The sequence below is a fragment of the Erythrobacter sp. NAP1 genome, assembly GCF_000152865.1.
In the GTDB taxonomy this organism is placed as follows: Bacteria; Pseudomonadota; Alphaproteobacteria; order Sphingomonadales; family Sphingomonadaceae; genus Erythrobacter.
On the sequence record NZ_CH672390.1, the window covers coordinates 363,751 to 387,287 of the forward strand.

The window sequence follows — 23,537 nt, forward strand, 5'->3', positions numbered from 1 at the left end:
CTTCCGGCAATTTGCGTTCTTTCAAGGGTCAGCAGTGAAGAATAAAGGTTAGGACACGGTTAAGTGAGTGGCCATGGTCAGGTATCGGGAGGCTCACGATCAAGGCCTGTTCGCTGGTGCGAGGGGTGCGGCGCACCGGTTTTCTTCCTGCGAGGATCGTGTCTAACTGGATCAGTCTATCGTTAACCAAGCTCAAATGGTTTAGCCCTAGTCCCCCCGCATGAGCGCGAGGGACCTGGCGCCCGCAATTCGATAGGATGGTGATGACCTCCGAAAATACAGACGGCATGGCCTTACCCGACCGTTTCGAAATCGGTTCGGCAAGTAAGCTGAACGCGTCCGGCGTGGCCGGGACTATCTTCTATGTTCTGTTTTCAGTGGTGCTTCTGACGGCCGTCCTGGCCTTCTATCTGCTGGTCTATTCGCCTCATCAGGATCTGGCGGGAATAACGCTATCGGCCCAACTGGCTGATGCGCTGGGCGATGCATTTGACGAATACAGCCTGTATTTCCCACCTGCTGAGCGAGGCTGGTACGGTCTGGCGGTTCCCTTGAGCGAACTCACTGGCTTGCGGCTGGACCTGTCGGCTATCTTGTTGGCTGGTCTTGCGGTCCTCTTTTCGACAACACTGGCATACCGGATCAGGCGCGAGACCGCGGGGGCAACACCGTTGTTCCTGTTGGTGCCAGCGGCCGTCCTCGTGGTGCTGCCTGTCCTCTACAAAAATGTATTCGGCCTGCGCGAACATATGGTCGTGCTAGGACTATGGCCCTACCTAGTCTTACGGTTGTCGGACCCGGACAGCTCCAAGATTGGCTGGAAAACCAGGCTTCTTGTTGGCGCCTGGCTGGGTGCGACGCTCACGCTCAAATATCTTTATGCGATTGTTGTACTGCTGGTTGAACTGGCTGATGCTGTGATCCAGCGTCGGCTCGTGTCACTATTCCGGATCGAGAATCTCGTGTCGGGCGCGATTGTCGCGCTCTACCTGTTTTTCTGGCTCGTTATTGATCCGGCCGAGCGCGAAGCAATCGGCATCATGGTCAGCGCCATCGATGCCAACATCGACAATCCCGTTCGAAATTGGGCGAAACTAGCGATCCATTCGGCGCTCGCGCTGGCACTCCTTGCGCTCGCTTACATCTACAAGCTGCCCTTGCGGATCACCGCCATCGGCTTGGCTATGGTTGCGGGGGCGGTGATTGCGGCCTGGATGCAGTCGCGTTGGTACAGCCACCATGAATTCCCGATCACGCTCGCATACATCGGCTGGCTCTGGATGGCCTGGAATAAATTGAAACGCGTGTGGGTCTTGGCAATCTCGGTCTTCTTGGTTGTTCCGATCGCTGGGGAGTTTCACAGCACCGGCTACTATCAGGACTCCGTTAGCGAACTCGAAGAAGCAATGGATAGCTCAGGGCTGTCGGTGCAAGACAAGCGGGTCGGCTTGCTCACCATGCATCCTTCGCCTTTCAACCAGTATCTCGCGTCAGAAGGCGCGATGCGATGGATTTCACTGATGAATAATGCCTACGCGGCATCAGAATTGAAGGTCCATGACGTCAAGGAGAGTAATGGCGCCTTGGCACCGGCGATCTCGATCACCTCGCCAGAGCGTCAGATGCTCCATGATGAAATGTTGCGTCTGTGGGAGGACATGCCGCCCGACGCATTGATACTTGACCACAGCACCAGTTGGCCGCTCGATCACATCAAGGTTCGATGGGACCGGGTCTTTGCCGAGGACGAACGCTTTCAGGCCATCCTGGCGCAGTATCGCCCTGCGCTCGAGCACGAGGGCGATCTGGTCAAATTCACATATCTCGTCCGTATTGAATCGGAAGGCGATTAAGCAATCAGGTCCCAATCAACCGGTGTGCCTTTTGCCACGGCCCGATTGACCCGCTTGCCTAGCAGTGTGTCGTAATACTTTGGTTCAAGCCCGTAGCCAGGACGCACTGCGCGCAGGCTTGCGGACGTAAAGGCTTCACCCTCGGCCATGTCTTGCGCGACATAGAGCGAACGGCGAAACTGTTTTGACGCGCTCTCCGCCTTGGTGCCGCCATATGTTATCTCTCCAAGCGATTGCCATGCGCGCTCGGTCTCTTCGCGGAGCAGGGCAAGTTCAGCAGGTTCGAGACTGAAGGCACTATCGACGCCGCCATCGGCGCGCGCGAGGGTGAAGTGCTTTTCCACCAAGACGGCTCCTAGGGCGGTTGCAGCAACGGCAACGCCAACCCCCATCGTGTGGTCGGACAAGCCCACCAGGCATCCGAAAGTCTCGCGCATATTTGGAATGGTGGCGATGTTCGTGTTCTCGGGCGTTGCGGGATAGGTGCTCGTGCATTTCAGAATGACGACCTGCTCATTCCCCGCCTCGCGGCACGTGCGCAGCGCTTCACCGATTTCAACCACGCTCGCCATGCCGGTCGAGATGATCATCGGCTTCCCGGTCTCGGCAACCCTTCGGATGAGCGGCAGGTCGATCATTTCGAAGCTGGCGATCTTGTAGGCCGGCATGTCCAGCTCTTCCAGAAAGTCGACCGCGGTCGCATCGAAGGGGGTGGAAAAGCAGTGCATGCCATGGCTCGCACAGCGATCCATAATCGGCTTGTGCCAGTCCCATGGCGTGTGCGCCTCGACGTAGAGTTCGTGTAACTGACGGCCGTTCCACAGCGATTTTTCGTCTTCGATCACAAAGCCCGGTCCGTCGCAATCGAGCGTCATCGTATCGGCAGTGTAAGTCTGCAATTTGAGGGCATCCGCGCCGCTGTCTGCGGCGGCGTCGACGATCTCCAATGCTCGGTCGAGCGAGTGATTATGGTTCCCGCTCATCTCCGCGATGATGTAGGGGCGTGCGTCGTGGCCAATGGTCTGGCCTGCGATCTGGATGCTTTTTGGTGTCATCGAAATTGATCCATTTTCAGGCGCAAATGCGCCCGGTTTCAAATGCTTCCGCTGCCTGAACGCCGATCGATGCTCCGCGCGACCGAGCCAGATACTCCAACGCTTCGATCGAGCGTGCATGCGGCCACTCGCGCATCTCGGGAGCATAGGCGCCAAGGGCCCGCAATTTGGTTTCCAAGTGATCGGAAATGTCGACGAAATAAGTCGGTGCGAACGGGTTGATAGAGGTAGGCGGACGCCATTCGGTGCTCGACATCGTCTCGAAGAACAACAATTCGCGCACGGCGTTTCCGGGCTGCGGGCGCGTGGCTGCGATGACAGCATCGTGAATCACGCGGTGGTCGATGTTCACGTCGGAATTCGAATGTGTCAGCACCCGGGTCGGTTTGTGCTTTGCCAGGTGTTGCTCGATCACCTTGACCACATCGAGAAGTTCAACCCCATCCATCCGGTTGTCGGGAAAACTCTCAAGTGTGACCGAGGCCGCGCCGACGATTCCGGCTGCCTTGTGCGCACAGCGGGCCAGCTCAGACAGATCTTCGTCTCGGGCCGCGACATCGCGAGCATCGTCGCGCGACGTCGCGCCTTCTGCCAGAATGAGATGATGCACCTCTTCCCCGGCAGCGGAGAGTTTCGCGACGAATCCCCCTGCGCCCAAAACCTCGTCGTCGGGATGTGCGGCTATCACCATCGTCGTCATGTGGCGGCGTCCTTTGCAATTATCCGTGCCCGCGCGACGATGGTGCCGTCGTCTTCGCGTTCGGCTTTTGTCAATTCAATCCTGAGATTCCCCGTCTCAATAAACGCGTGGGGGTACCCTTCCGCATCGAGCATGCGGATGTGATCGTACACGGCGTCGAGCGCTGCTTCGCCGTCGATCGCGCTTTGATCGGGTGTTCGCCTTTTGAAGATAACCGGCTCACCTTCCTGCGCGACAGGTTTCAGGTCCTGCTCCACCATTTCGCGGATCATCGGCAACATCAATTGTGCTGCGCGCTCGAAGATATCTTCGGCGGTCCCTGCAAGCGACAAATCGCGCTTCAGATAGATTGGCCCGGTGTCCAGCCCGGCTTCGCATTGGAGGGCAGAAAGCTTTGTTTGCTCGTGCCCCCTCGCGATGAGATTTTGAAGCGGGCTGCCTCCGCGACCATAGGGTAGGTCGGTCATGTGAAAGATGACGGCGCGAAAATTCTCATGGATTTCGGCCGGCACGATCCACGACCAATGCGCGAAGAAAACCCAGTCGCACCCGAATTGCTCCAAGGCATCGCGCGACAGATCATTCTTCTCGCGAATGCGCAGGACATCGTAGTCGTCGCTCTGGTCCAAAGCCTTGGTGAGCGCGTCGTAACGGGCATGCGGGGTTGCGATGGCGATGCGAAACGTCATTGGCGCAGCCTAGCCCGCGCGTCTGACCTCGCCAACATCACAGGTGCAACAGACTTCGTCATTGTGCAGTTTTTCGCCAATCTTGGGTGCCGGTTCGTTCGTAACCGCTGCGCTCGAACAAGGCTTGCGAAGGACGGTTCTTGGACAGTACGGTTGCGAGAAAGGTCGATGCTCCGCTCTCCTTTTCCCCGGCCGCGAGGAGCTTGGGACCGAGGCCCAGAGCATGAAACCTCGCGTCAATGTGCAGTGAGACCTCAGCTGCGCCTTGCTCGTCTAAATCGAAGCGTATCGAGCCGATATCCCGCTCGCCCACATGTCCGATAAGCAGCAAGCGCGTCTCATCCGCGAGTACGCGACTGAGCCAAGCAACGTGATCTGCCCACGCCAGCTCTTCAGGGTTGGTCATCATCGCCCGGTTTTCAGGCGCATTTCGCCAATCGAAGAGGCGTCGTGCATCCTCGTTGGTGGCCCTTCGGACCGACAGCGTATCTTTCAACATCGACAAGCCGACCCGCACGGCTCCGAGTCCATCGACGGTCTCCCGCGCCTTCGAGGCCAAACCACGGCGTTCTATCGGATTGCCGATCAGCGATGTAATGCGCCCGGCAATCCGTTGCGGCGTCGGGTCTTCGACCGTCGCGACGATACCGCGCGCCGCGAGTTCGGGTACGACGACGTTCTGATTTTCCGCGGCAATCACAAGCAGCGTTGGCACCCCGATACAGCATCGCTCCCACGTCGCGCCGCCCCCGGCACCGATCTGCAGATCGTGGCGCGCAAAGAACGCAGCCAGGTCGGGCAGGTCGAAAGAAAGCATTGCATTGGGCAAAGCCTCGACCCTTTGGCGAAGGCTTTCGAGGTGTGGGTTTGCCGATGTGGTCACGATCTCAACCGGTCCATCAAAGCGCGCTTCTACTAGAGCATCGACCACGAGTTCGCTGTAGTTCGGCGCGTCGCTCCCGCCCATGAAAACGCCAATGCTGCGTACCTGTTCAGAGAATTCGTAGGGCGGAGCGTCTGCATAGGCGGGCGCGAGAAGAGCATAGCGCGTTCCACCGAGTATGCGGGTTTTCCCCACGAGACGCTCATCGTACTTTGCGCGATGATCGGGCGCGAGATTGTGATCTAGCAGTAGGTCAGCATCAATAGCTCGGTCGGCGAGATCCTCGATCACGGCAATTCGACAATCCAACGCGCTGCTTACTCGGTCATGCCAATGCGCGTCGAAAGCGTAATGATCCACCACGAGCCAATCTGGTCTGAACTCCTCCAGCGCGCTGATGGTCTCTTCGGCGTCGCGATCCTGCGAGACATTCGCCCAGCGACTGTGAGGGATCGCAGGATCGGGCTCGAAAAGTTCGTCAATCGCGGGCAGGGTCACGGTCCGGTCGAAACCGCGATCTAGTATTGTCTTCGCGCTCGCAATGCCGAGATCGCGCGTCACGAAACGCACGTCGGTATTCAGGTCTTGCAACGCCCTAGCGAGCGACAGGCATCGCTGGAGATGGCCGATCCCCATTTCGACCGATGCATCCACCCTAATGGCTATCTTCACCCGCCTTACCCCGCCGTGCCGAGAGCGCGATAAAGGAGTTCGGCGCGCTCCCAATCTTCGGGTGTATCGATATCGACGACGCGCGATGCTGGCAGCACGATTGCGCTCCCATTCGAATGAACATCTTCGCCTGCAAGCCAAGTGTTGGCGGCGGCCCAGTAGAACTGTCCGGCATCATAGTATGCGGGCTCAAGATCCTGCGTGCGCGTAGTCACGTGCTCCGATTGAAATGGAGCCAGGCTGCCGTCTTCCGCGCGCTTCAATGCCCTCTGGATGGGCGAGGGGTACTCCGCGACCGGGAACGTATAGCCTTTGCCCCGGCTCTCATCCAACAAGGCGAGCGCGTCAGAGATGTCAGCCGTGCGGATGAAGGGGACGCCTGGATAGATGCAACATACGTGAGCGATGTCCCACCCAAGTTTCTGGCATTCGCTTATTGCATGAGCGACCACGGGGACCGTTGGGGTGAAATCGTCGGCGAGTTCTGGCGGACGTTCAAATGGCAATTCTGCTCCCAATTCGCGGGCGACCAGTGCGATCTCGGGATCGTCGGTCGAGACCACGACGCGCTCAATCTCGGTGCAGGCCATCGCCGCCTCAATCGCAAAACCTATCATCGGCTTGCCCGCGAAGGTTTTTAGATTTTTGCGCGGGATGCGCTTGCTGCCACCGCGCGCAGGGATGATCGCGATGTTCACGCCGACACCGCCTTGGCTACCTCGTCCATGACGCGGGCCTGTTGATCGGGAGTGATCGTCGGGAACATGGGAATGCTGATCGCTTCGGCGTAATAGCTCTCTGCATTGGGGCAAAGGCCGTGCTCAAAACCGAGGCGCCGATAGTATGGCTGCAGATAGACCGGGATGTAGTGAAGGTTCACGCCGATCCCGGCATCGCGCAAATGAGAGAACACCGCGCGGTGCTTTTCCGCCGCTACTCGGATCACATAGAGGTGCCAGGCAGAATGCGCGTCAGGGTGCTGCCACGGTGTCGCAACGGGCACATCCGCGAAGCCTTCATCGTAAGTCCGCGCTATTTCGCGGCGACGGGTAATGAAGTCGGTGAGCCGGTCCATCTGGCTAAGGCCCAGCGCAGCATTGATGTCGGTCATGCGGTAATTGAAGCCGAGGCGGTGCTGCTCATAGTACCATGGGCCGGGGTCATGCTCTTCCAGCATCTCGGCGTCGCGGGTTATGCCATGGCTGCGATCAAGGCGCATAAGTTCGGCAAGCTCGTCCGAGTTGGTAAGCGCCATGCCGCCTTCGCCGGTTGTGACGATCTTGACCGGGTGGAAACTGAAAACGGCGATGTCGCTGAATTCGCAGGCTCCTACCGGCTTGTCGCCAAAGCTACCGCCGATGGCGTGGGAGGCGTCCTCGATGATGCGAACGCCGTGCTTGCTGGCGGCTGCGTGGATTGCAGCCATATCGCAGGATTGGCCGGTGAGGTGCACCGGAATGACGACTTTGGGCAAGGTTCCTTCGCGTGCGGCCCGCTCGAGTTTTTCTGCAAGGCGCACCGGACACATATTGAAGGTCCGCTCATCCACATCGACGAAATCGACCTCGGCCCCGCAATAGAGCGCCGCGTTCGAGCTTGCGACAAAGGTGAGCGGGCTGGTCCAGACGCGGTCGCCCGGACCTACGCCCAGCGCCATGCAGGCAATGTGAAGCGCGCTGGTTGCGCTGTTGGCTGCGACAGCGTGAGCCGCGCCGCACATGCTGGCGACGCGGTTCTCGAACGCAGGGACCACTGGCCCCTGCGTCAGGAAATCGGACCTGAGAACATCGACGACAGCGTCTATATCAGCGTCGCTGATTGACTGGCGTCCATAGGGAATGAAGTCAGACATCACACCTGATGCGTCGGATCGACATGCTGCCTGATCAGTGCGCGTATCTGTTCGACGTTGAGAAAGTCAGGATTGGTGCCGCTGTTATACGCAAAACCCGGTTCAACCGGCTTGCCGCCGCGCTTCTTCATGTAGTCTTCGACATATTCGTCGCCGGTGCTTGGAAGGATCGCGTAGTAGGGGCCTAGGTCGACCGTGTTGAGGCTGTCGCTGGTGGTGATCATTTCCTCGTGGATCTTCTCACCCGGACGGATGCCGACGATCTTGATCTCGCATTCCGGGCCGATCGCTTCGGCAACGTCAGTGATGCGGTAGCTTGGGATCTTCGGGACGAAAATCTCGCCACCGATCGCGTTTTCGAGCGCCCACAGGACCATGTCCACGCCTTCTTCAAGGCTGATGTTGAAGCGCGTCATCGTCGGATCGGTGATCGGGAAAACTCCGCTTTCCCGCTTGTTCAGGAAGAATGGAACAACCGAGCCACGGCTCCCGATCACGTTGCCATAGCGAACCACCGACAAACGCAGATCACGCGCACCGCGGATGTTGTTGGCGGCGGTGAAGATCTTGTCCGAGCACAGCTTGGTCGCGCCATACAGATTGATCGGAGCCGCTGCCTTGTCAGTCGATAGCGCCACCACATTCGTAACGCCGGTATCGAGGCAGGATTCGATCACATTCTGCGCGCCAAGGACATTGGTCTTGATGCATTCGAACGGGTTGTATTCGGCTGCCGGCACCTGCTTGAGCGCGGCTGCGTGGACGACGATGTCGATCCCTTCGAGCGCGCGGCGCAGGCGATCCTGATCGCGGATGTCGCCGATGAAGTAACGCAGCGCAGGGTTTTCCTGCGGCGAGAATTCCTGGGCCATTTCGTATTGTTTGAGCTCGTCACGCGAATAGATCACGAGACGGCGCACGCCAGGGTACTTCTTGAGCACGGTACGGACGAAAGCGCGGCCAAACGAGCCGGTCCCTCCGGTCACCAGAATGCTTTTGTTATCCAACAAAGGACTTCGCTCCTTTTTGCAGGTTTACGTATCGAAGGATTACGAGCACCCCGCTGATAATGAATGCCACACCGAAAGACACCGCCGTGGCCAGCATAATACCCCGAATTCCTATGCTCTGCGCCCATGTCATGCTGAGCCAGATATTGAGGCCGATTGTAAGCGCGCTGAAAGCAGACATCATCTCAATACGCTTGTCGAAATGGAGGAATTTCATGTTGTGCATGAAGAAGCCCTGCAAAACGATCGCGAGCATGATGTACTTGAGCAGCGGGATTGCGGTGTGGAATGCCTCGCCCAGGATGATCGGGGCGAAGATAAGTGCAAAGAAATAGAACGCTGCAGCGGCAATCGCGGCCAACGTAAAGTATAGAACCGATACCGAGGCAACTTCCTGCATACCTTCTTGGTGGGCCACCTTGAGCTTGCGAAACAGCCACGGGGTCCAGGCCATCACGAAGCTGAAATTGACCATCCAGAAGGCTGAGGCGAACAAGGCTGCGACGCCGTACATCGCGCTAGCTTCCACGCCGAGGAAATGCGCTGCAATGACCTTGTCCGTGGTGCCAACCACCATGACGACCGCGCCAGCTGGCCAGTACAGGACGCCGAAGGACGCGATGTTTCGATAGAAGGAGCGTTGGGGAACGCGGAACAGGGTCGGAATGGTGAAACCGAGCGAGCGCAGCGAATAGATCGAGGCACAGGCCATTCCGAGCATCCGGCCAAGCACTACGCCGCGCCAATCCCAGCCTGACATCAGGAACGCCACGATGAAGACCATGCTCAGCACCGCCTGGATCAACTGCGTTGCAAGGAACTGCTTGCGGCGGTTGTGGAACTGCTGGAGCGCGAGGACCATGTAGAACACTTCGTACAGAAGCGCGGCGACGACGATGCTGACCAGCCAGGCTTGCGGAAACTTGGTGGCGGTTTCGATGAAGTCGCCGAACACCACTGTCACGAACGATACGAACAGTGCCAGCACAACCATCACGAACAGGGCGGTGTGGGTGAACTGGTCAAGCTGCTTCTGCTCGAAATCGAGGAAACGCATGCGGATTGCGTCCTGGGTCGTGAGCCCAACGATCGGACGCATGAAGGTCGCATAGGTGACAAACAGCACCCAGACACCGTAGCCCGTCGGATCGAGCATGCGCGTTAGGATCGGGGCCAGCAGAAGCGGTACGAGCGCCTCGATGCTGTTCGCAAACGCGTAGAAGAGAGACTGCAATGCCAGAAACGTCTTGGCATTCAATCTGAGTAACTTCTGAATCATCAAACGCTCTTGTGCCCTGTTCCCCGGTCGCACCCGCATTCGGCCAGTGCTTGATAACTCGTAAACCTAAATTGTTAACGATTGCCTGAGATAACGACCTTCATTCTCGGTCGGTACATCCGGCTGATCTTGGAGCAGTTACGGTTTTCGGGGTAGATCAGAGTGGCTTTCAAAGCGGTAAAACTCGACCAATCATTCGAGTGCGATACGCAAAAATCCCAAGGGACGTTTTCTGAAGGTGTGGTCGAGCGTGCATTTCCTGATGAAGCGCATTCCATTCCTGTTTCGCCACCTGCGACCGATCTGAAGGATCGCTATGATCTCGCCACCGCATTGGGCGTGGTGCGCGAGATGGAAACCACTGCAAGCCGGTCGGCCGTTTATGAAGAAATCAAGGCGAAGAACCTGATCTATCGCCTCGTCGATAAGCTCTATCGGATGGCGGGCACACAGATTTTGCAACCGCTGATCCTGTTCGCCTACATGCTCAAATGCGTGGTCTCGCTTGGCCCTTTCGATGATGAAAGCGCCGAGGCTGCGGCCATCTCCAACTTCCCGAACGAGCATAAGACAATTGCGAGGATCACCGCGCTTGTTCCTGACGTAGCTATCGAGCGGATCACTGTGGCGCGCGGTCACATTGTCTCCTTCAGCCAAATCAGAGAAGCGTTATTTATGATCGCGGCGCTCCCGCGACTTTGGTCATTCCTGAAAGTTCTGGTGCGCCGTCACAGCTTCATGCCGTCGGCAAGGATCGCGAGCGCGCTTGCCTTCTACATGCGTTTCTCGCGCCACTTTGCCGCCCGTCCGCAGCTCAAGTCGGCCATTGTCGCGAGCAATTATAGCCCCGAGGCGGTTGGCATGTCCGCAGCTGCGCATCAGCATGGACGGCGTGTAATTTATTCCAACCATGCCCCCGTTCCTGCGAACGGGGCCGTGGTGCCGCCTGTGCTGGCTGATTGCGCGATATTCTACGGTAACAAGATCACGCAGACCTACCAGAGCCGCTCGCGTTGTATCGCCGATATTGGCTTGATCGGGCAGCCGGGGACCGCAGGTGAAATGCAGTGGCGCGAAAAGGTTGAAACTGTCGGGATATTTCTGACCGCGGGTACCAAGGCTGACGCCCTTCAAAGCCTCATCGCAACGATCCGCGTCGACCTGCCGACCGCTCGTATAATCGTGCGCCAACATCCGGTAACACTGCTCAAGACGGACTTTTCGCTCATTGGGATCGACGATCCTTTGACCCAGCTCACGATTGGCAACCCGCTCGATGACGAGATTGCTGCATGCGACATGGTTATCTGCGGCAATAGCGGGGTCGCGATGAATGTCCTGAGCGGCGGGCGTCCCGTGGCGTATCTTTCGAGCCTCGATGGGTTTCAATTCGATGCCAATGGTTTCGTCGCGAGCCGCCTAGTAATCTCGGTCCCGTGGTGGACCGATGACATCTACGATCGGCTCAAGGGCTTCTATAACGCCCCCGGCTGGCGCGGCGTCATGCAGAGCTACGATGCGTCATATGGTGCTGATATTGCACAATTGCGCAAAGATGCGGTTGAAGTTCTGATGCGGCATCTCCGACCAGGGGTAGGGGACGTCGCCGAAAAAGCGCCCAAGGTCGATCAGCGCAAAGTCGCCTGACCGCCTCTCAAAACGCTTCCCAACGGCCCGGTGATTGAATACGGGCCGCGCATGAGTCCAACAGAGCGCAGCGGCGTCGCCATCGCCGTCGCAGGTTTTGCCATTCTTTCGGTTGGTGATGCCGTGGTGAAAAGCATGGCAAGTGACTGGCCCGCATTTGCGGTCGCAGCCCTGCGTTTCAGTCTGGGCGCAATGGGGCTTTCGGTGTTGCTGTGGCGCAGCGAAGGGCCGGCGGCATTTGTCCCGCAAAACTGGGGATTGCAGATCGCTCGCGGGACATGTCTCGCGCTTGCCTCGACCTGCTTTTTTTCCGCGATTTACATCATGCCATTGGCCGAGGCGATGGCAATCGGGTTTCTCGCACCGATCCTGACGCAAATCCTGGCCGGGCTGTTTCTCGGAGAGAAGGTGCGTCCCAAGGTCTATGTGATCTCTCTTATCGCGCTTGCAGGTGTGATCATAATTCTTCGACCCAATCTCGCGCTGTTGGGTTGGGCGGCGCTGCTGCCTCTGATTTCCGCCATATTCTTTGCAACAATGATGGTGCTAAACCGGGTGAGCGCAGGGCAAGGCAGCGTGCTTTCCGCGCAGGTATTTGTCGCAGGTTTTTGTGCACCGATCCTGATCGTGGGCGCAGCCGGAGCGCACCTGTCGGGCATCCCGGAGCTTCAATTCGGCTGGCCCAGTTGGGACGTGGTAGCTCGCTGTGCCATTGTCGCAGTCACTGCCAGCACCGCTCACTGGCTTGCCTATATCGGGACAACGCGCGCAGGCGCTGCACAGGTTGCGCCAGCCATCTACGTGCAGATGCTGGTGGCTGTTTCTCTTGGCTGGGCATTCTTCGGAGACGTGCCTGATGGATACACATTGATCGGTGCCTCTTTGATCATCGCTGCCGGTCTCTACCTCTGGCGCGATGGCCTCAAAACCAACGGGGCACCGTCTTCAGGTGCCCAGAAAGTTTGATCCGGGCTCTGGAACGATTTTCTTCAAGCCTTATTCAACCTTAGACAGTTAACGCGGTCGGCCATCGGGCAGGCGACCAAAAATGGGGACAGCAATTCTATGTGCGGCATCATCGGCATTGTGAGCACCAATGAGGTTTCCGACCGGCTCGTCGATGGTTTGAGGCGCATGGAATATCGCGGCTATGACAGCGCCGGGATCTGTACGCTGTTTGAAGACACGATGATCCGCCGCCGCGCGGAAGGGAAGCTCAACAACCTCGTCGAAGTTCTCAAAAATGATCCGGCACAAGGCACGACGGGTATTGCTCATACGCGTTGGGCCACGCACGGCGCACCGACTGCGGCAAACGCGCACCCGCACGCCACGGGCGAAGTGGCGATCGTCCACAACGGAATTATCGAGAACTTCAAGGAATTGCGTGCCGAAATGGCCGACGCAGGCCGGGAATTCGAGAGCGAAACCGATAGCGAGGTCGTGGCTCACCTGATCTCGCAACAGATTGAGCGCGGTCTCGACCCGCTCGACGCCGTTCGCGAAGTCCTTCCCCGCCTGCGTGGTGCATTCGCCCTTGCGATCACGTTCCGCCAGTACCCTGACTTGTTGGTCGGCGCGCGGCTCGGATCGCCGCTGGTGGTGGGGTATGGCGAGGACGAGATGTTCCTTGGCTCGGACGCACTCGCGCTCGCTCCGCTGACGCAGCAAATTTCGTATCTCAAGGAGGGCGATTGGGTCGTCGTCGGGCGCACCAGCGCGCAGGTTTTCGACCGCGAGGGCAACCCTGTCGAACGCGAAATCCAGACATCCGGCGCCTCCGCTGCCGCGACCGAGAAGGGCAATTATCGCCACTTCATGCAGAAGGAGATTTTCGAGCAGCCGACCGTGGTGGCCCAGACGCTCGGATCTTATTTGCGCCGTGAGGATGTCTCGGTTGCCCTGCCGCAGTTCGACGTCGACATTTCGGCCATCAGCCGCCTTACGATTGTCGCTTGCGGTACCTCTTATTACGCTGGACTTGTTGCGAAATACTGGTTTGAACAATTCGCTCGTGTGCCTGTCGACATCGATGTCGCGTCTGAGTTTCGCTACCGCGAGCCAGTGCTCGAGGATGGCGGTCTTGCACTGTTCATTTCGCAGAGCGGTGAAACGGCGGATACCCTCGCTGCACTAAGGCATTGCAAGGAAAACAAGCAGGTCATCGCTGTCGTCGTCAACGTGCCCACCAGCACCATGGCGCGTGAGGCCGACATTCTCCTTCCCACGCACGCCGGGCCTGAAATCGGTGTCGCCTCGACCAAAGCGTTTACCTGTCAGCTTGCGGTGCTTGCAGCACTCGCGGCGCACGTGGCGGTCAAGAAGGGACGCATCTCGCGCGAGGAAGAGCGCGAGATCGTGAAGCACTTGCTAGAAGCGCCAGCCTGCCTGAACGAAGCACTCAATCACGACGATGATATCGCCGCCATGGCGCCCCTTATCGCGCCAGCGCGCGACGTGCTGTATCTTGGGCGAGGTCAGGACTATCCATTGGCACTCGAAGGTGCGCTAAAGCTCAAGGAAATCAGCTACATCCATGCCGAAGGGTATGCGTCGGGTGAGATGAAGCACGGACCGATTGCTCTCATCGATGACGATGTTCCGGTGGTGGTTATCGCCCCTTCCGGCCCGCTTTTCGAAAAGACCGTCTCGAACATGGAAGAGGTGCGCGCGCGTGGCGGCAAGGTCGTTCTGATTTCCGATGCGAAAGGCATTACAGAAGCGGGCGAGGGGTGTCTTGCGACGATCGAAATGCCGGTCGTGCACCCGCTTATCGCGCCGCTTGTCTATGCGATCCCGGTTCAATTGCTCGCTTATCATGTAGCGGTTGTTAAGGGTACTGATGTCGACCAACCACGCAATCTGGCGAAGTCCGTGACGGTCGAATAACCTCTTTCGATCAAACATTTGCTGGACAGTCTGACGACTTTTTCGTCACCAGGCTGTGCAACCTTTACCGGGCCATAACCTTTCGGGGTTAATTCGTGTGCCTGTGAGCGACCCAAAAGCCCTTCCACAAACAGTTATCGAGCAAGATTTTTCGATTGCTGCGGTGTTCGGCCTTTCCAAAAAGGGGAAGGTAGACTGGTCGCGCCTGCGCGGCCTTCAGGAAGCAGGCATCGGAAAACTCACGTTTTATCGAGCCTGGACCAACGCTGCGCTCGGTGTCTTTGTCGCTCAGATGTACGCAACCTCAGTCGGGCCGCTCACAGTTGGCTTTTGGCTTGCAACGCTGATTGCAATTCAACTCTACGGAGCCTTCCGAGAGCGCCAGCATTCGCGCGCCGGCGACGGCGCAGTACGCTCACCATTCGGCTGGCACATGGTTTTCACGGTCGCTTGCGGCTTTTTGTGGAGCGTTCCGTTCGTCTTTTTCTCGCAGATGGGAACGCCGCAGGAGGCTTCGGCCTTGCTGGTCGTCGCCGCGTTGTTGATGGCGCTGAGTGTCTATTTCTTCGTCAGTTCGCCGCTCAACATCCTCGCCTACACGCTTCTGCTCAGCATAGGGGCTGGGCTGCCCTATGCTGTCTCCGGGGAGTGGACCGTCCTTGGTGCGATCGCTCTGTTCGAAATTGCCACGATCCTTGGCACTTTCGAGGTGGGACGCAGCTACCTTGCGACACGTCTTGCCGAGGATGCCATTGCCGAAAAGGAAGAGGTTGTCTCGCTACTGCTGCGCGAATTCGAAGAGAACGAAGCGGACTGGCTTTGGGAGGTCGACACGCGCCGCCGGCTTCGTTCGGTTAGCCCTCGCTTTGCCTTCGCTCTCAACAGCAGTGAGCGCGACGTAGAAGGCAAGCCATTGCTGGAACTGATCGCAGGCCAAACATGGGAGAGCGGCAAGTTTGCAGCGAGCCTTCATGAACTTGCCGACAAGCTGCGCAACAAGGAGAATTTCTCCAACCTCATCGTTCAGGTTTCAATCAAGGGCGAAGAACGTTGGTGGGAGCTTTCAGGCACGCCCATGCGCGACGATCGCGGCAAGTTCACAGGCTTCCGCGGCGTTGGCTCGGATGTCACGGAGCAGCGTGAATCAAGCGAGAAGATCGCTTACCTTGCTCGCTACGACACGCTTACTTCGCTGCCCAATCGCCTTATGCTCACCGAGGCTTTGAGCGATGCCCTCGACTACGCCAATCAGTGGCGGACGCGATGCGCATTGCTGATGGTCGATCTTGATCGCTTCAAGGCGGTGAACGATTCTCTGGGTCACATCACCGGTGACAAGATGCTCGCACAGGTTTCTGCGCGGCTTGAGGGGTTGATGGGCGACAAGGCCATGGTCGGTCGGCTTGGTGGCGACGAGTTTGCGGTCGTCATTCGCGACGCAAGCGACCTAGATTTCATGCGACAGCTCGCGATCCGTATCATCCAGTCGCTCTCAGAACCTTATCAGGTCGATAATCACACGCTCTATGTTGGCGCCAGCGTCGGCTCGGCTATCGGACCTCGCGACGGCAAGACGGTCGAGGAACTGATGCGAAATGCCGATCTTGCGCTTTACCGCGCCAAGGATGTCGGCGGCGGCGAGCATTGCCGGTTCGAGCCGGTTCTTCACGCATCTGCCGAAGAACGCCGCCAGCTTGAAGCGAGCCTGCGCAAGGCGCTCGGCCTCGATGAATTCGTGCTGCACTACCAGCCAGTGGTCGATGCCCGCAGCGAGAACATCGTCAGCTTCGAGGCACTGGTTCGCTGGAATTCCAGCGAGCATGGCTTTGTTAGCCCCGGCAAGTTCATCCCGCTTGCCGAAGATACCCGCCTAATCGTGCCCATCGGCAAGTGGGTGCTGCGTCAGGCCTGTTTCGAGGCTCGCAACTGGCCTGAGCACGTCAAGGTCAATGTCAACGTCTCGCCAGAGCAGTTGCTGGAGCCGGACTTTCATCAGGAAGTCGTTGATGCTCTCGCATCGAGCGGCTTGCGCCCGGAAAGGCTCGAGATCGAAGTGACCGAGAGCATATTCCTTCGCGACGCCAGCATTGCGCGTAACGCGCTGGAGCAAGCGATGGCGCTCGGCTGTTCCATCGCACTCGATGACTTTGGCACCGGCTACTCCTCGCTCGGATATCTGCGCAAGCTCAGGTTCTCGACCATCAAGGTCGACCGGACATTCGTCCAGGGCGCTGCTCAGGGGGCGAACGAAAGCCTCGCCATTATCAATGCCGTGGTGGCCATGGCGAAGAGTCTGGAGATGACCACGACCGCCGAAGGCGTAGAGGATGCTGAACAGGCCGAACTGATCCGCAACCTTGGCTGCGACAAGATTCAGGGCTTCTACTTTGGCCGACCGATGTCGCGTGAGGAAGCGCTCCGCCTGTTTGCCTCAAGCGGCAGACGCCATGATCGGTTGACGGCGTAAGCGAGCTCGACCGCCGTTGGGCAGTCGCGCGTTGAGTTACGCGTCGACGAGACTCGCGATCACATTCTCGAAGATTTTGCGCCCGTCAGCGCCGCCGAGCGACGCATGAGCGGCTGGCTCCATCGCGCGTTCGGGATGCGGCATCATGCCAAGGACACGGCCATTGGCGCTGAGGACCCCGGCAATGTCGCGGCGTGAACCGTTGGGGTTGTCGCAGTAGCGAAATGCGATCCGGTTCTCCGCTTCCAGCGCGTCGAGCGTGGCCTCATCCGCGAAGTAATTGCCGTCATGGTGTGCGACCGGGACACGCAACCGCTCGCCCGCTGCAAAGCCGGAGGTGAAGGGCGAAGTCGTGTTGGCGACCTCAAGCTCCACCGTCTTGCAGACGAAGCGCTGTCCGGCGTTGCGCATCAGTGCTCCGGGGAGCAGACCGCTTTCGGTTAGCACTTGGAAACCGTTGCATACGCCCAGCACAGGAACGCCGCGCTCGGCTGCGGCGACAACGGCGCGCAGAACCGGGCTCTTGGCTGCCATCGCGCCTGAGCGCAGATAATCGCCATAGGAGAAGCCGCCGGGAAGCGCGATCAGGTCAAGTTGGTCGGGCAGGTCAGCGTCGCCATGCCAAACCCGGATCGCAGCCTCGCCCGAGACGCTTTCAAGCGCCACCGCCATGTCGCGGTCGCAGTTCGATCCGGGAAAGGTGATGACCGCAGCGCGGAAAGCCATCAGGCCGGCTCCCCGGACGGGGTGAGCTTCTCGATGGCGAAATCTTCGATCACCATGTTGGCGAGCAATTGTTCGCACATCCTGGTGAGAGCTTCGTCGCTGGTGTCATCCGCGACTTGCATCTCGATCATCCGGCCAATGCGCACGTCCTCTACGCCGTCGAACCCGAGGCTCTCAAGCGAGTGGTGAACGGCGCGACCCTGCGGGTCGAGCACGCCGGGCTTGAGGCGAACGAGGATGCGAACTTTCATGGCGGAGTGTCCTGCAAATGGTTGGCGTTGCGCTGTGGAGCCTATAGCGCCTGCGAGCGCGGGTGCAACAAAGCGGGCGGCGACAATCACCCGGCCGATCGCCCTTTAAAAGCACCACTTGGTCAGATAGCGGTCACAAAGTGTAACCCAGTCGCAACAATAGCTACCAGAACCGAGACAAAAGCCCTGATTCTCGCAGTGTAGCGCGCAGTGCATCTCGCCCGAATCGACCAAAACTGTAAGGGCCAGCCTCGCTAATCCTCCAAAGCCACCCAAACATGAGGCCCATTCATGTCCCACCGTATCGATAAGGCGCGCGCATTCTGGGCGTGCTCAACCGCAATCTCGGCAGCAGCGATGCTCGCCGCCGCACCTGCCGCTGCGCAGGACAACGAAACCGACGAGAGCGCGTCTAGCGGCCAGCTCGGTTCGATCATCGTCACCGCGAACCGCCGCGAGGAAAACCTTCAGGACGTCGCGATCTCGGCTGATGTTCTTGGCCAGGAGCGCATCGACAACATCTTTGCCTCCGCCGCAGACACCACCGCGCTCGCAGGCACTGTGCCCGGCCTCAACGTCGAAAGTTCGAACGGCCGCGTTGCTCCGCGCTTCTACATTCGCGGCCTCGGCAACACCGACTTCGACCTCGCCGCATCGCAGCCCGTTTCGGTGATCATGGACGACATCGTCCTTGAAAACGTGACGCTCAAGAGCTTCCCGATCTTCGACGTAGAGCGGATCGAAGTCCTTCGCGGGCCGCAGGGCACGCTGTTCGGCCGCAATACCCCGGCTGGCATCGTCAAGATCGACACCGTCAAGCCGAGCACGACCGACACCAGCGTCAATATCGGCCTCTCGGGCGGTTCGTTCGGCACGATCACCGGCCAGGCAGCCGTTGGCGCACCGATCGTCGACGATACGCTCGGCTTCCGCGTGTCCACCCAGCTTCAGCGTCGCAGCGACTGGATCGACAACGGCTTCACCGGTGAAGAGAATGTCCTTGGCGGCTACACCGATTTCGCGATCCGTGGTCAGCTTCTCCTCACCCCGGACGAAGCGAACCGGTTCTCGATGCTGGCATCAGTCCAGTTCCGTGACTTGAACGGCAGCTCGACCTTCTTCCGCGCGAACGCGATCGACGTGGGCGACAACGATCTGCGCGACGATTTCGACCGTCAGACCGTCTTCTACGACGGCGGTGGCGGCAACCAGGCGAACTACCAGCAGTTCGGCACCTCGCTGAAGATGGATTACGAGTTCGACGGCGCGACGCTGACTTCGATCACCGGCTATTATGAGAGCGAAGGCTCGAGCCGCGGCGACGTCGATGGCGGCAACCTTGTGACCGGCCCGGGCTTTATCCCGTTCCCGTCGGACACGCAGGACTCGATCGACCTCCAGCAGTTCACCCAGGAAATCCGTCTCGCCTCGAACGGCGATGGCCCGCTTAGCTGGCAGGTCGGCGGCTTCTTCTTCGACAGCGACTTCGACGTGACCACGGTCGGTTTCACCTTCCCGCCGCCCGTCACCGTCAACCACACCAACGAAGCATGGGCAGTCTTCGGCCAGCTTTCATATCAGCTGACCGAGATGCTGCGCGTCACCGGCGGCCTTCGCTACACCGACGACGAGAAGGACTTCTTCGTCGTCTCGGGCGCGGCGCCGCAGCCGGTCTCGGTTCAGGATGACAACGTGGACTGGGACATCAGCCTCTTCGCTGATGTCTCGGACGACACGAGCATCTATGGCCGTGTCGCCAACGCCTTCCGCGCTCCGACCATCCAGGGCCGCGACGTTGCCTTCTTCGCACCGCCGAGCACCGCAGGCAGCGAAGACATCACCAGCTTCGAAGTGGGCTTCAAGAGCGAGTTTGCCGACCGCACGATCCGCATCAACGGCGCTGTATTCTACTACACCGTCAACGATCCTCAGTTCACCGCGGTCGGCGGCGGTGGCAACCTTGTCCAGCTGATCAACGCCAACGAAGGCGAGGCCTACGGCTTCGAACTCGACACTGCGTTCCAGATCACGCCGGACTTCGTCGTCACTCTCGGCGTTGCCTACAACGACACCGAGATTCAGGACCCGAACCTCGAAGTCGGCACCTGCGCACAGTGCACCGTCACCGACCCGACGCGCACGGCGCCTGGCGCATTCGGTCCGGTGACCTTTGCGAACGTGGACGGCAACCCGTTCCCGAACGCGCCTGAGTGGAGCGGCGACTTCACCGCTGAATACACGCTGCCTGTCGGAGCGAACGACGAGTTCTTCGTCTTCACCGACTGGACCTATCTCGGCGACACCAACTTCCTTCTCTACGAAAGCCTCGAGTTCAACGCCGACAGCCGCATCGAAGGCGGCCTTCGCATCGGCTATCGCGGCAATGGCGGCGAGTACGAAGTGTCGGCCTTCGCGCGCAACATCACCAACGAGGTGAACGTGCTGGGCGTGGTCGACTTCAACAACAACACCGCGTTCGTGAACGAACCGCGCGTGTTTGGGGTTGCAGTCAACTTCAACTACTAAGTATCAGCTTGATCTGGGTCCGGTTGCTCACTTCGGGAGGCAACCGGAACTGAAACAAGGAGAACCGGCAGGAGGCGACCTGCCGGTTCTTTTTGTTTGTGGGGGGTTCAGCGCTGGATCACGCGGGCGGGCGGAGCTTGCCGCATCGTGTCGAGATCGACAGGCGGGCGCGTGATGCCAGTCATTTCCGGCAGCACCAGGAACTCCACTGCATCCTCAGGCGCAAGATAGCGCGAAGCGGCGGCTTGCAAGTCCTCAGCCGTGACGGCCTTCAGCACTTCAGGCCCCTCGAACCAGCGGTCGAGCCGGTCGGCCTGGCTCTGCGCGCGGTCCGCCAGGTTCATCCATCCGCCAAGATTCTTGAGCGCGTTCTCATAAGCCTCAAGCATCGGCTGACGCGCGCGATCGATCAGGTCAGGATCGATCGTGCCTTCGCGAAATTCGGCGAGAAGTTCACGGAAGACACCGCGTACGGTCTCCACCTCGCTCGCCCCGACGGGCGCGAATAGAGTGAAAGTGCCGTATCCGGGATAGACGCTGCTCGCGAAGCTGCTCGCCTGCGTCGAATAGGCCTGCCCCAGATCCTCGCGGAGCCTGTCGGTAAGCGCGATCCGCATTGCCCGTGCAAGCAACTGGAGCTCGATTGTTTCGGCAAGGTCGCTGTCATCGCGCGTGGGCCAGATCATGCGCACCCATGCCTGATCCTCTTCGCCGCTATGGCGTACGACCTTCTCGCCGCGGTCCTCGGTGAAGGTTCGGGTCCGCGCAGCCTCGCGCGGTTGGAAGTCGATTTCGCGAGGGGGCAGGGCGCCAAGCGTCGATGCGACGCTCGCAATGGCGGCATCTTCGCTGATATCGCCGACCAGCGCGACTTCGATTGCGCCGTTCTCAAACCGGTCTGCGATCACGTTTGCCAGCTGGTCATAGTCCTTGGCGAAAAAAGCCTCGCGGCTTTGCAGACTGAAGCGCGGGTCGCCATCCGATAGGATTTTTCCGCTGACCTCTCCATATGCGCTTGCCGGGGTCGATCCCATTGCATCGAAGAAGTTGTCGATGTTCCGCCTGAACTGGTCAATGCCTTCCGGGCGGTAGCCGGGGTCAGTGATGCCGGCGGCGACCAGCTGCAACTGCAATTCAAGGTCGCGCGGCGTCGTCCCGCCTGCAAAGCTGAAAGTATCCGAGCCTGCCGCGACGTTGAGCCTGACGCTGCGCCCGGCAAGGATGGTCTGCAATTCATCGCGGCTGTGCTGCCCAAGGCCGCCAAGAGGGAGCGAGGTGACCAGATAGGTCGCAAGCGGGTCTTCACGCGTGTTCAAGAGGCTCCCCCCGTCGAGCAGCACGCGAAAGCTGACGCGGTCTTCGCGGATATCTGTCTGCTTGATCGTCAGCCGCACGCCATTGGCAAAGGTGATGTAGCGGAAGCCGAAGCGGTCATCTCGTGTGTCGGAGACGACCGTGCCGGGCTCGCCAAAGTTGGTGTAGGCGAATTCGGCCCGGCCAGCGTCGGTTGGGGCCTCGATCGGCAATGCCATCGCCTCTTCGAACGCCGCTCTCAGCGCCGCTTCGCCGCCCTCTGGCGCGGTGCGTCCTTGGAAGCGGATCAGCGGATCGTCGATTGGCAGGACGTCAGCCTTTAGAACCGCGAAGACGTCTTCGGGCGTGATGTCTTGGACGGTCTCGTTGAACCGGGCGAGCGCGTCTTCGGGCGTTGTCGGCACCACGTCATCGGCGACCAGTCTGAGCGCAGAGCCGATGAAGAAGCCATTGGCCCGCGTCCCGGCGCCCGCCACGCGGTTTTCCAGCGCGGTGCGGCCATTGGCCACCTGTTCGTCCACCTCGGCCTGTGTGAAGCCATAAGTGAGCGCCTGATTGACCTCGCGAACAGCGGCAAGCATGCCTTCGCGCCATTCGCCGTTCTCGGTTGAGATCGTGATCGAGTTGGTGCGTGCATCTTCAAAGACCTCGCCCATGCTGAAACGGGCGCGCGAGAATGGAGCGTCCTCTTGCCGCGTGAGGCGCGAGATACGCCGCGCGATGATATTCATGCCGATGGAGCGCAGCAAATTGTCGCGGCGCGCGGCGAGCGTGTCGGGCCGGTCGATCCATGGGCCTAGCGCGGTGATCGTCACCGATTCCGAAAGCGCGGGGTCGATGTAGATGTCGGTCTCGCCGCGGCGGGTGATGTCGACCGGCCCTGTTTCCGGTTCGACCGGGGCCGGTGCGGGAGCCCAGCTGGAAAAACGCTCCCGGATGGCGGCTTCCATCACCTCGACCGGGAAGTCCCCGACAATCACCAGCACCGTGTTGCTGGGTGTGTAGGTGCGCTCGTACAGGCTCCTCAACTGTGCTGCGGTCGCGTTTTCGAGCGCTTCCAGCGTGCCGATCGGCAGGCGATCGACGAAGCGTGCGCCGGGAGCCACGAATTCAAGGCCGTCCTCGCGCGCTTTCTGAGCATAGTTCCGCCTGTCGCGCCGCTCCGAAAGCACAACACCGCGTTCACGCTCGACAGCATCTTCGGCGATGGTGAGCTCGCTAGCAGTCTCGCGCATCAGCATCAGAGCGGTGCCAAGCAAATCCTCGTCATTGCGCGGCAGGTTGAGCATGTAAGTGATCGCGCCATAACCGGTCGAAGCGTTCGTATCCGCGCCAAACGCAAGCCCCTCGCGTTCGAGCAGCGCGATCATCTCGCCTTCCGGGATGCCCTTCGATCCGTTGAAGGCCATGTGTTCGAGATAATGCGAAAGCCCGCGCTCTGCTTCGTTCTCGGCAAGCGAGCCCGAATCAATCCGCATGCGCACCATCGCTGTGCCTTCGGGCGTCGCATTCTCGCGCAGGATGTAGCGCATGCCGTTGTCGAGCACCCCGAAGGTGTAGCCGGGATCGACCGGAATATCGCTTTGCTCGAAGTACCAGGTCGGCTCCTCGGCGGCTTCAGCGGACGCCGCGCTATCCTGCGCGGAAAGGGCGCTTGTGAGTGCGATGTTGGGAAGGGCAAGCAGGAGGCCGGCAGCAAGTGCGCGCGTCGGAAATTTCATAAG

Annotated in this window: 17 protein-coding genes; 6 read left to right on the forward strand and 11 right to left on the reverse strand. The window is 59.6% G+C overall.

Features of this window, described 5'->3' with window-relative positions; all coding sequences use genetic code 11:
- The first annotated feature begins 263 nt into the window (after nucleotides 1-263).
- Nucleotides 264-1,853 (forward strand): hypothetical protein, encoded by a 1,590-nt coding sequence (locus tag NAP1_RS01625; RefSeq protein WP_156777168.1) that lies wholly within the window; start codon nucleotides 264-266, stop codon nucleotides 1,851-1,853.
- Here NAP1_RS01625 and pseI read toward each other — a convergent pair.
- From pseI to NAP1_RS01665, 8 genes are read right to left on the reverse strand one after another with little or no spacing between them, the layout of a single operon-like run.
- Nucleotides 1,850-2,908, reverse strand: a complete 1,059-nt coding sequence (gene pseI / locus NAP1_RS01630) for a pseudaminic acid synthase (RefSeq protein WP_040464149.1) — start codon at nucleotides 2,906-2,908, stop codon at nucleotides 1,850-1,852. The genes NAP1_RS01625 and pseI overlap by 4 nt on opposite strands.
- Before the next feature lie 16 nt (nucleotides 2,909-2,924).
- Nucleotides 2,925-3,608, reverse strand: coding sequence for a PIG-L deacetylase family protein (locus tag NAP1_RS01635; protein WP_007163471.1), 684 nt, complete (start codon nucleotides 3,606-3,608; stop codon nucleotides 2,925-2,927).
- Nucleotides 3,605-4,297: a formyltransferase family protein gene (locus tag NAP1_RS01640; RefSeq protein ID WP_007163472.1), complete on the reverse strand. Its 693-nt coding sequence runs from the start codon at nucleotides 4,295-4,297 to the stop codon at nucleotides 3,605-3,607. The genes NAP1_RS01635 and NAP1_RS01640 overlap by 4 nt, the downstream gene beginning before the upstream one ends.
- A gap of 58 nt (nucleotides 4,298-4,355) precedes the next feature.
- Entirely contained in the window at nucleotides 4,356-5,852 is a 1,497-nt protein-coding gene (gene pseG / locus NAP1_RS01645) for a UDP-2,4-diacetamido-2,4,6-trideoxy-beta-L-altropyranose hydrolase (RefSeq protein WP_156777169.1), read from the reverse strand.
- A gap of 5 nt (nucleotides 5,853-5,857) precedes the next feature.
- Nucleotides 5,858-6,550 carry a pseudaminic acid cytidylyltransferase gene (pseF, locus tag NAP1_RS01650; protein WP_007163474.1) on the reverse strand — a complete coding sequence of 231 codons (693 nt, stop codon included), beginning with the start codon at nucleotides 6,548-6,550 and terminating at the stop codon, nucleotides 5,858-5,860.
- Nucleotides 6,547-7,704 carry a UDP-4-amino-4,6-dideoxy-N-acetyl-beta-L-altrosamine transaminase gene (pseC, locus tag NAP1_RS01655; protein ID WP_007163475.1) on the reverse strand — a complete coding sequence of 386 codons (1,158 nt, stop codon included), beginning with the start codon at nucleotides 7,702-7,704 and terminating at the stop codon, nucleotides 6,547-6,549. The genes pseF and pseC overlap by 4 nt, the downstream gene beginning before the upstream one ends.
- Nucleotides 7,704-8,711 carry a UDP-N-acetylglucosamine 4,6-dehydratase (inverting) gene (pseB, locus tag NAP1_RS01660; protein WP_007163476.1) on the reverse strand — a complete coding sequence of 336 codons (1,008 nt, stop codon included), beginning with the start codon at nucleotides 8,709-8,711 and terminating at the stop codon, nucleotides 7,704-7,706. Before pseB ends, pseC begins: the two co-directional genes overlap by 1 nt.
- A complete protein-coding gene (locus tag NAP1_RS01665) occupies nucleotides 8,704-9,993 on the reverse strand; it encodes a lipopolysaccharide biosynthesis protein (RefSeq protein WP_162013455.1) in 1,290 nt (429 codons plus the stop codon). The genes pseB and NAP1_RS01665 overlap by 8 nt, the downstream gene beginning before the upstream one ends.
- 240 nt (nucleotides 9,994-10,233) lie before the next feature.
- On the opposite strand from NAP1_RS01665, the gene NAP1_RS01670 reads away from it, so the two are divergent.
- The 4 genes from NAP1_RS01670 (at nucleotide 10,234) to NAP1_RS01685 (ending at nucleotide 16,996) form a co-directional block, all read left to right on the forward strand.
- Nucleotides 10,234-11,640, forward strand: coding sequence for a hypothetical protein (locus NAP1_RS01670; RefSeq protein ID WP_007163478.1), 1,407 nt, complete (start codon nucleotides 10,234-10,236; stop codon nucleotides 11,638-11,640).
- Between the two features lie 51 nt (nucleotides 11,641-11,691).
- Nucleotides 11,692-12,606, forward strand: a complete 915-nt coding sequence (locus NAP1_RS01675) for a DMT family transporter (protein WP_007163479.1) — start codon at nucleotides 11,692-11,694, stop codon at nucleotides 12,604-12,606.
- 99 nt (nucleotides 12,607-12,705) lie between these two features.
- Nucleotides 12,706-14,529: a glutamine--fructose-6-phosphate transaminase (isomerizing) gene (glmS, locus tag NAP1_RS01680; RefSeq protein ID WP_007163480.1), complete on the forward strand. Its 1,824-nt coding sequence runs from the start codon at nucleotides 12,706-12,708 to the stop codon at nucleotides 14,527-14,529.
- 103 nt (nucleotides 14,530-14,632) lie between these two features.
- Nucleotides 14,633-16,996, forward strand: a complete 2,364-nt coding sequence (locus NAP1_RS01685; protein ID WP_007163481.1) for a bifunctional diguanylate cyclase/phosphodiesterase — start codon at nucleotides 14,633-14,635, stop codon at nucleotides 16,994-16,996.
- Between the two features lie 36 nt (nucleotides 16,997-17,032).
- Here NAP1_RS01685 and purQ read toward each other — a convergent pair whose 3' ends face one another.
- Entirely contained in the window at nucleotides 17,033-17,722 is a 690-nt protein-coding gene (purQ, locus tag NAP1_RS01690; RefSeq protein ID WP_007163482.1) for a phosphoribosylformylglycinamidine synthase subunit PurQ, read from the reverse strand.
- Entirely contained in the window at nucleotides 17,722-17,973 is a 252-nt protein-coding gene (gene purS, locus NAP1_RS01695; RefSeq protein WP_007163483.1) for a phosphoribosylformylglycinamidine synthase subunit PurS, read from the reverse strand. Before purS ends, purQ begins: the two co-directional genes overlap by 1 nt.
- A gap of 291 nt (nucleotides 17,974-18,264) precedes the next feature.
- Between purS and NAP1_RS01700 the strand changes: the two genes are divergently transcribed.
- Nucleotides 18,265-20,499: a TonB-dependent receptor gene (locus tag NAP1_RS01700; RefSeq protein WP_007163484.1), complete on the forward strand. Its 2,235-nt coding sequence runs from the start codon at nucleotides 18,265-18,267 to the stop codon at nucleotides 20,497-20,499.
- Nucleotides 20,500-20,606: 107 nt separating this feature from the next.
- Here the strand turns inward: NAP1_RS01700 and NAP1_RS01705 are convergent, their stop codons facing one another.
- Nucleotides 20,607-23,534: a pitrilysin family protein gene (locus NAP1_RS01705; RefSeq protein ID WP_007163485.1), complete on the reverse strand. Its 2,928-nt coding sequence runs from the start codon at nucleotides 23,532-23,534 to the stop codon at nucleotides 20,607-20,609.
- Nucleotides 23,535-23,537: the final 3 nt, after the last annotated feature.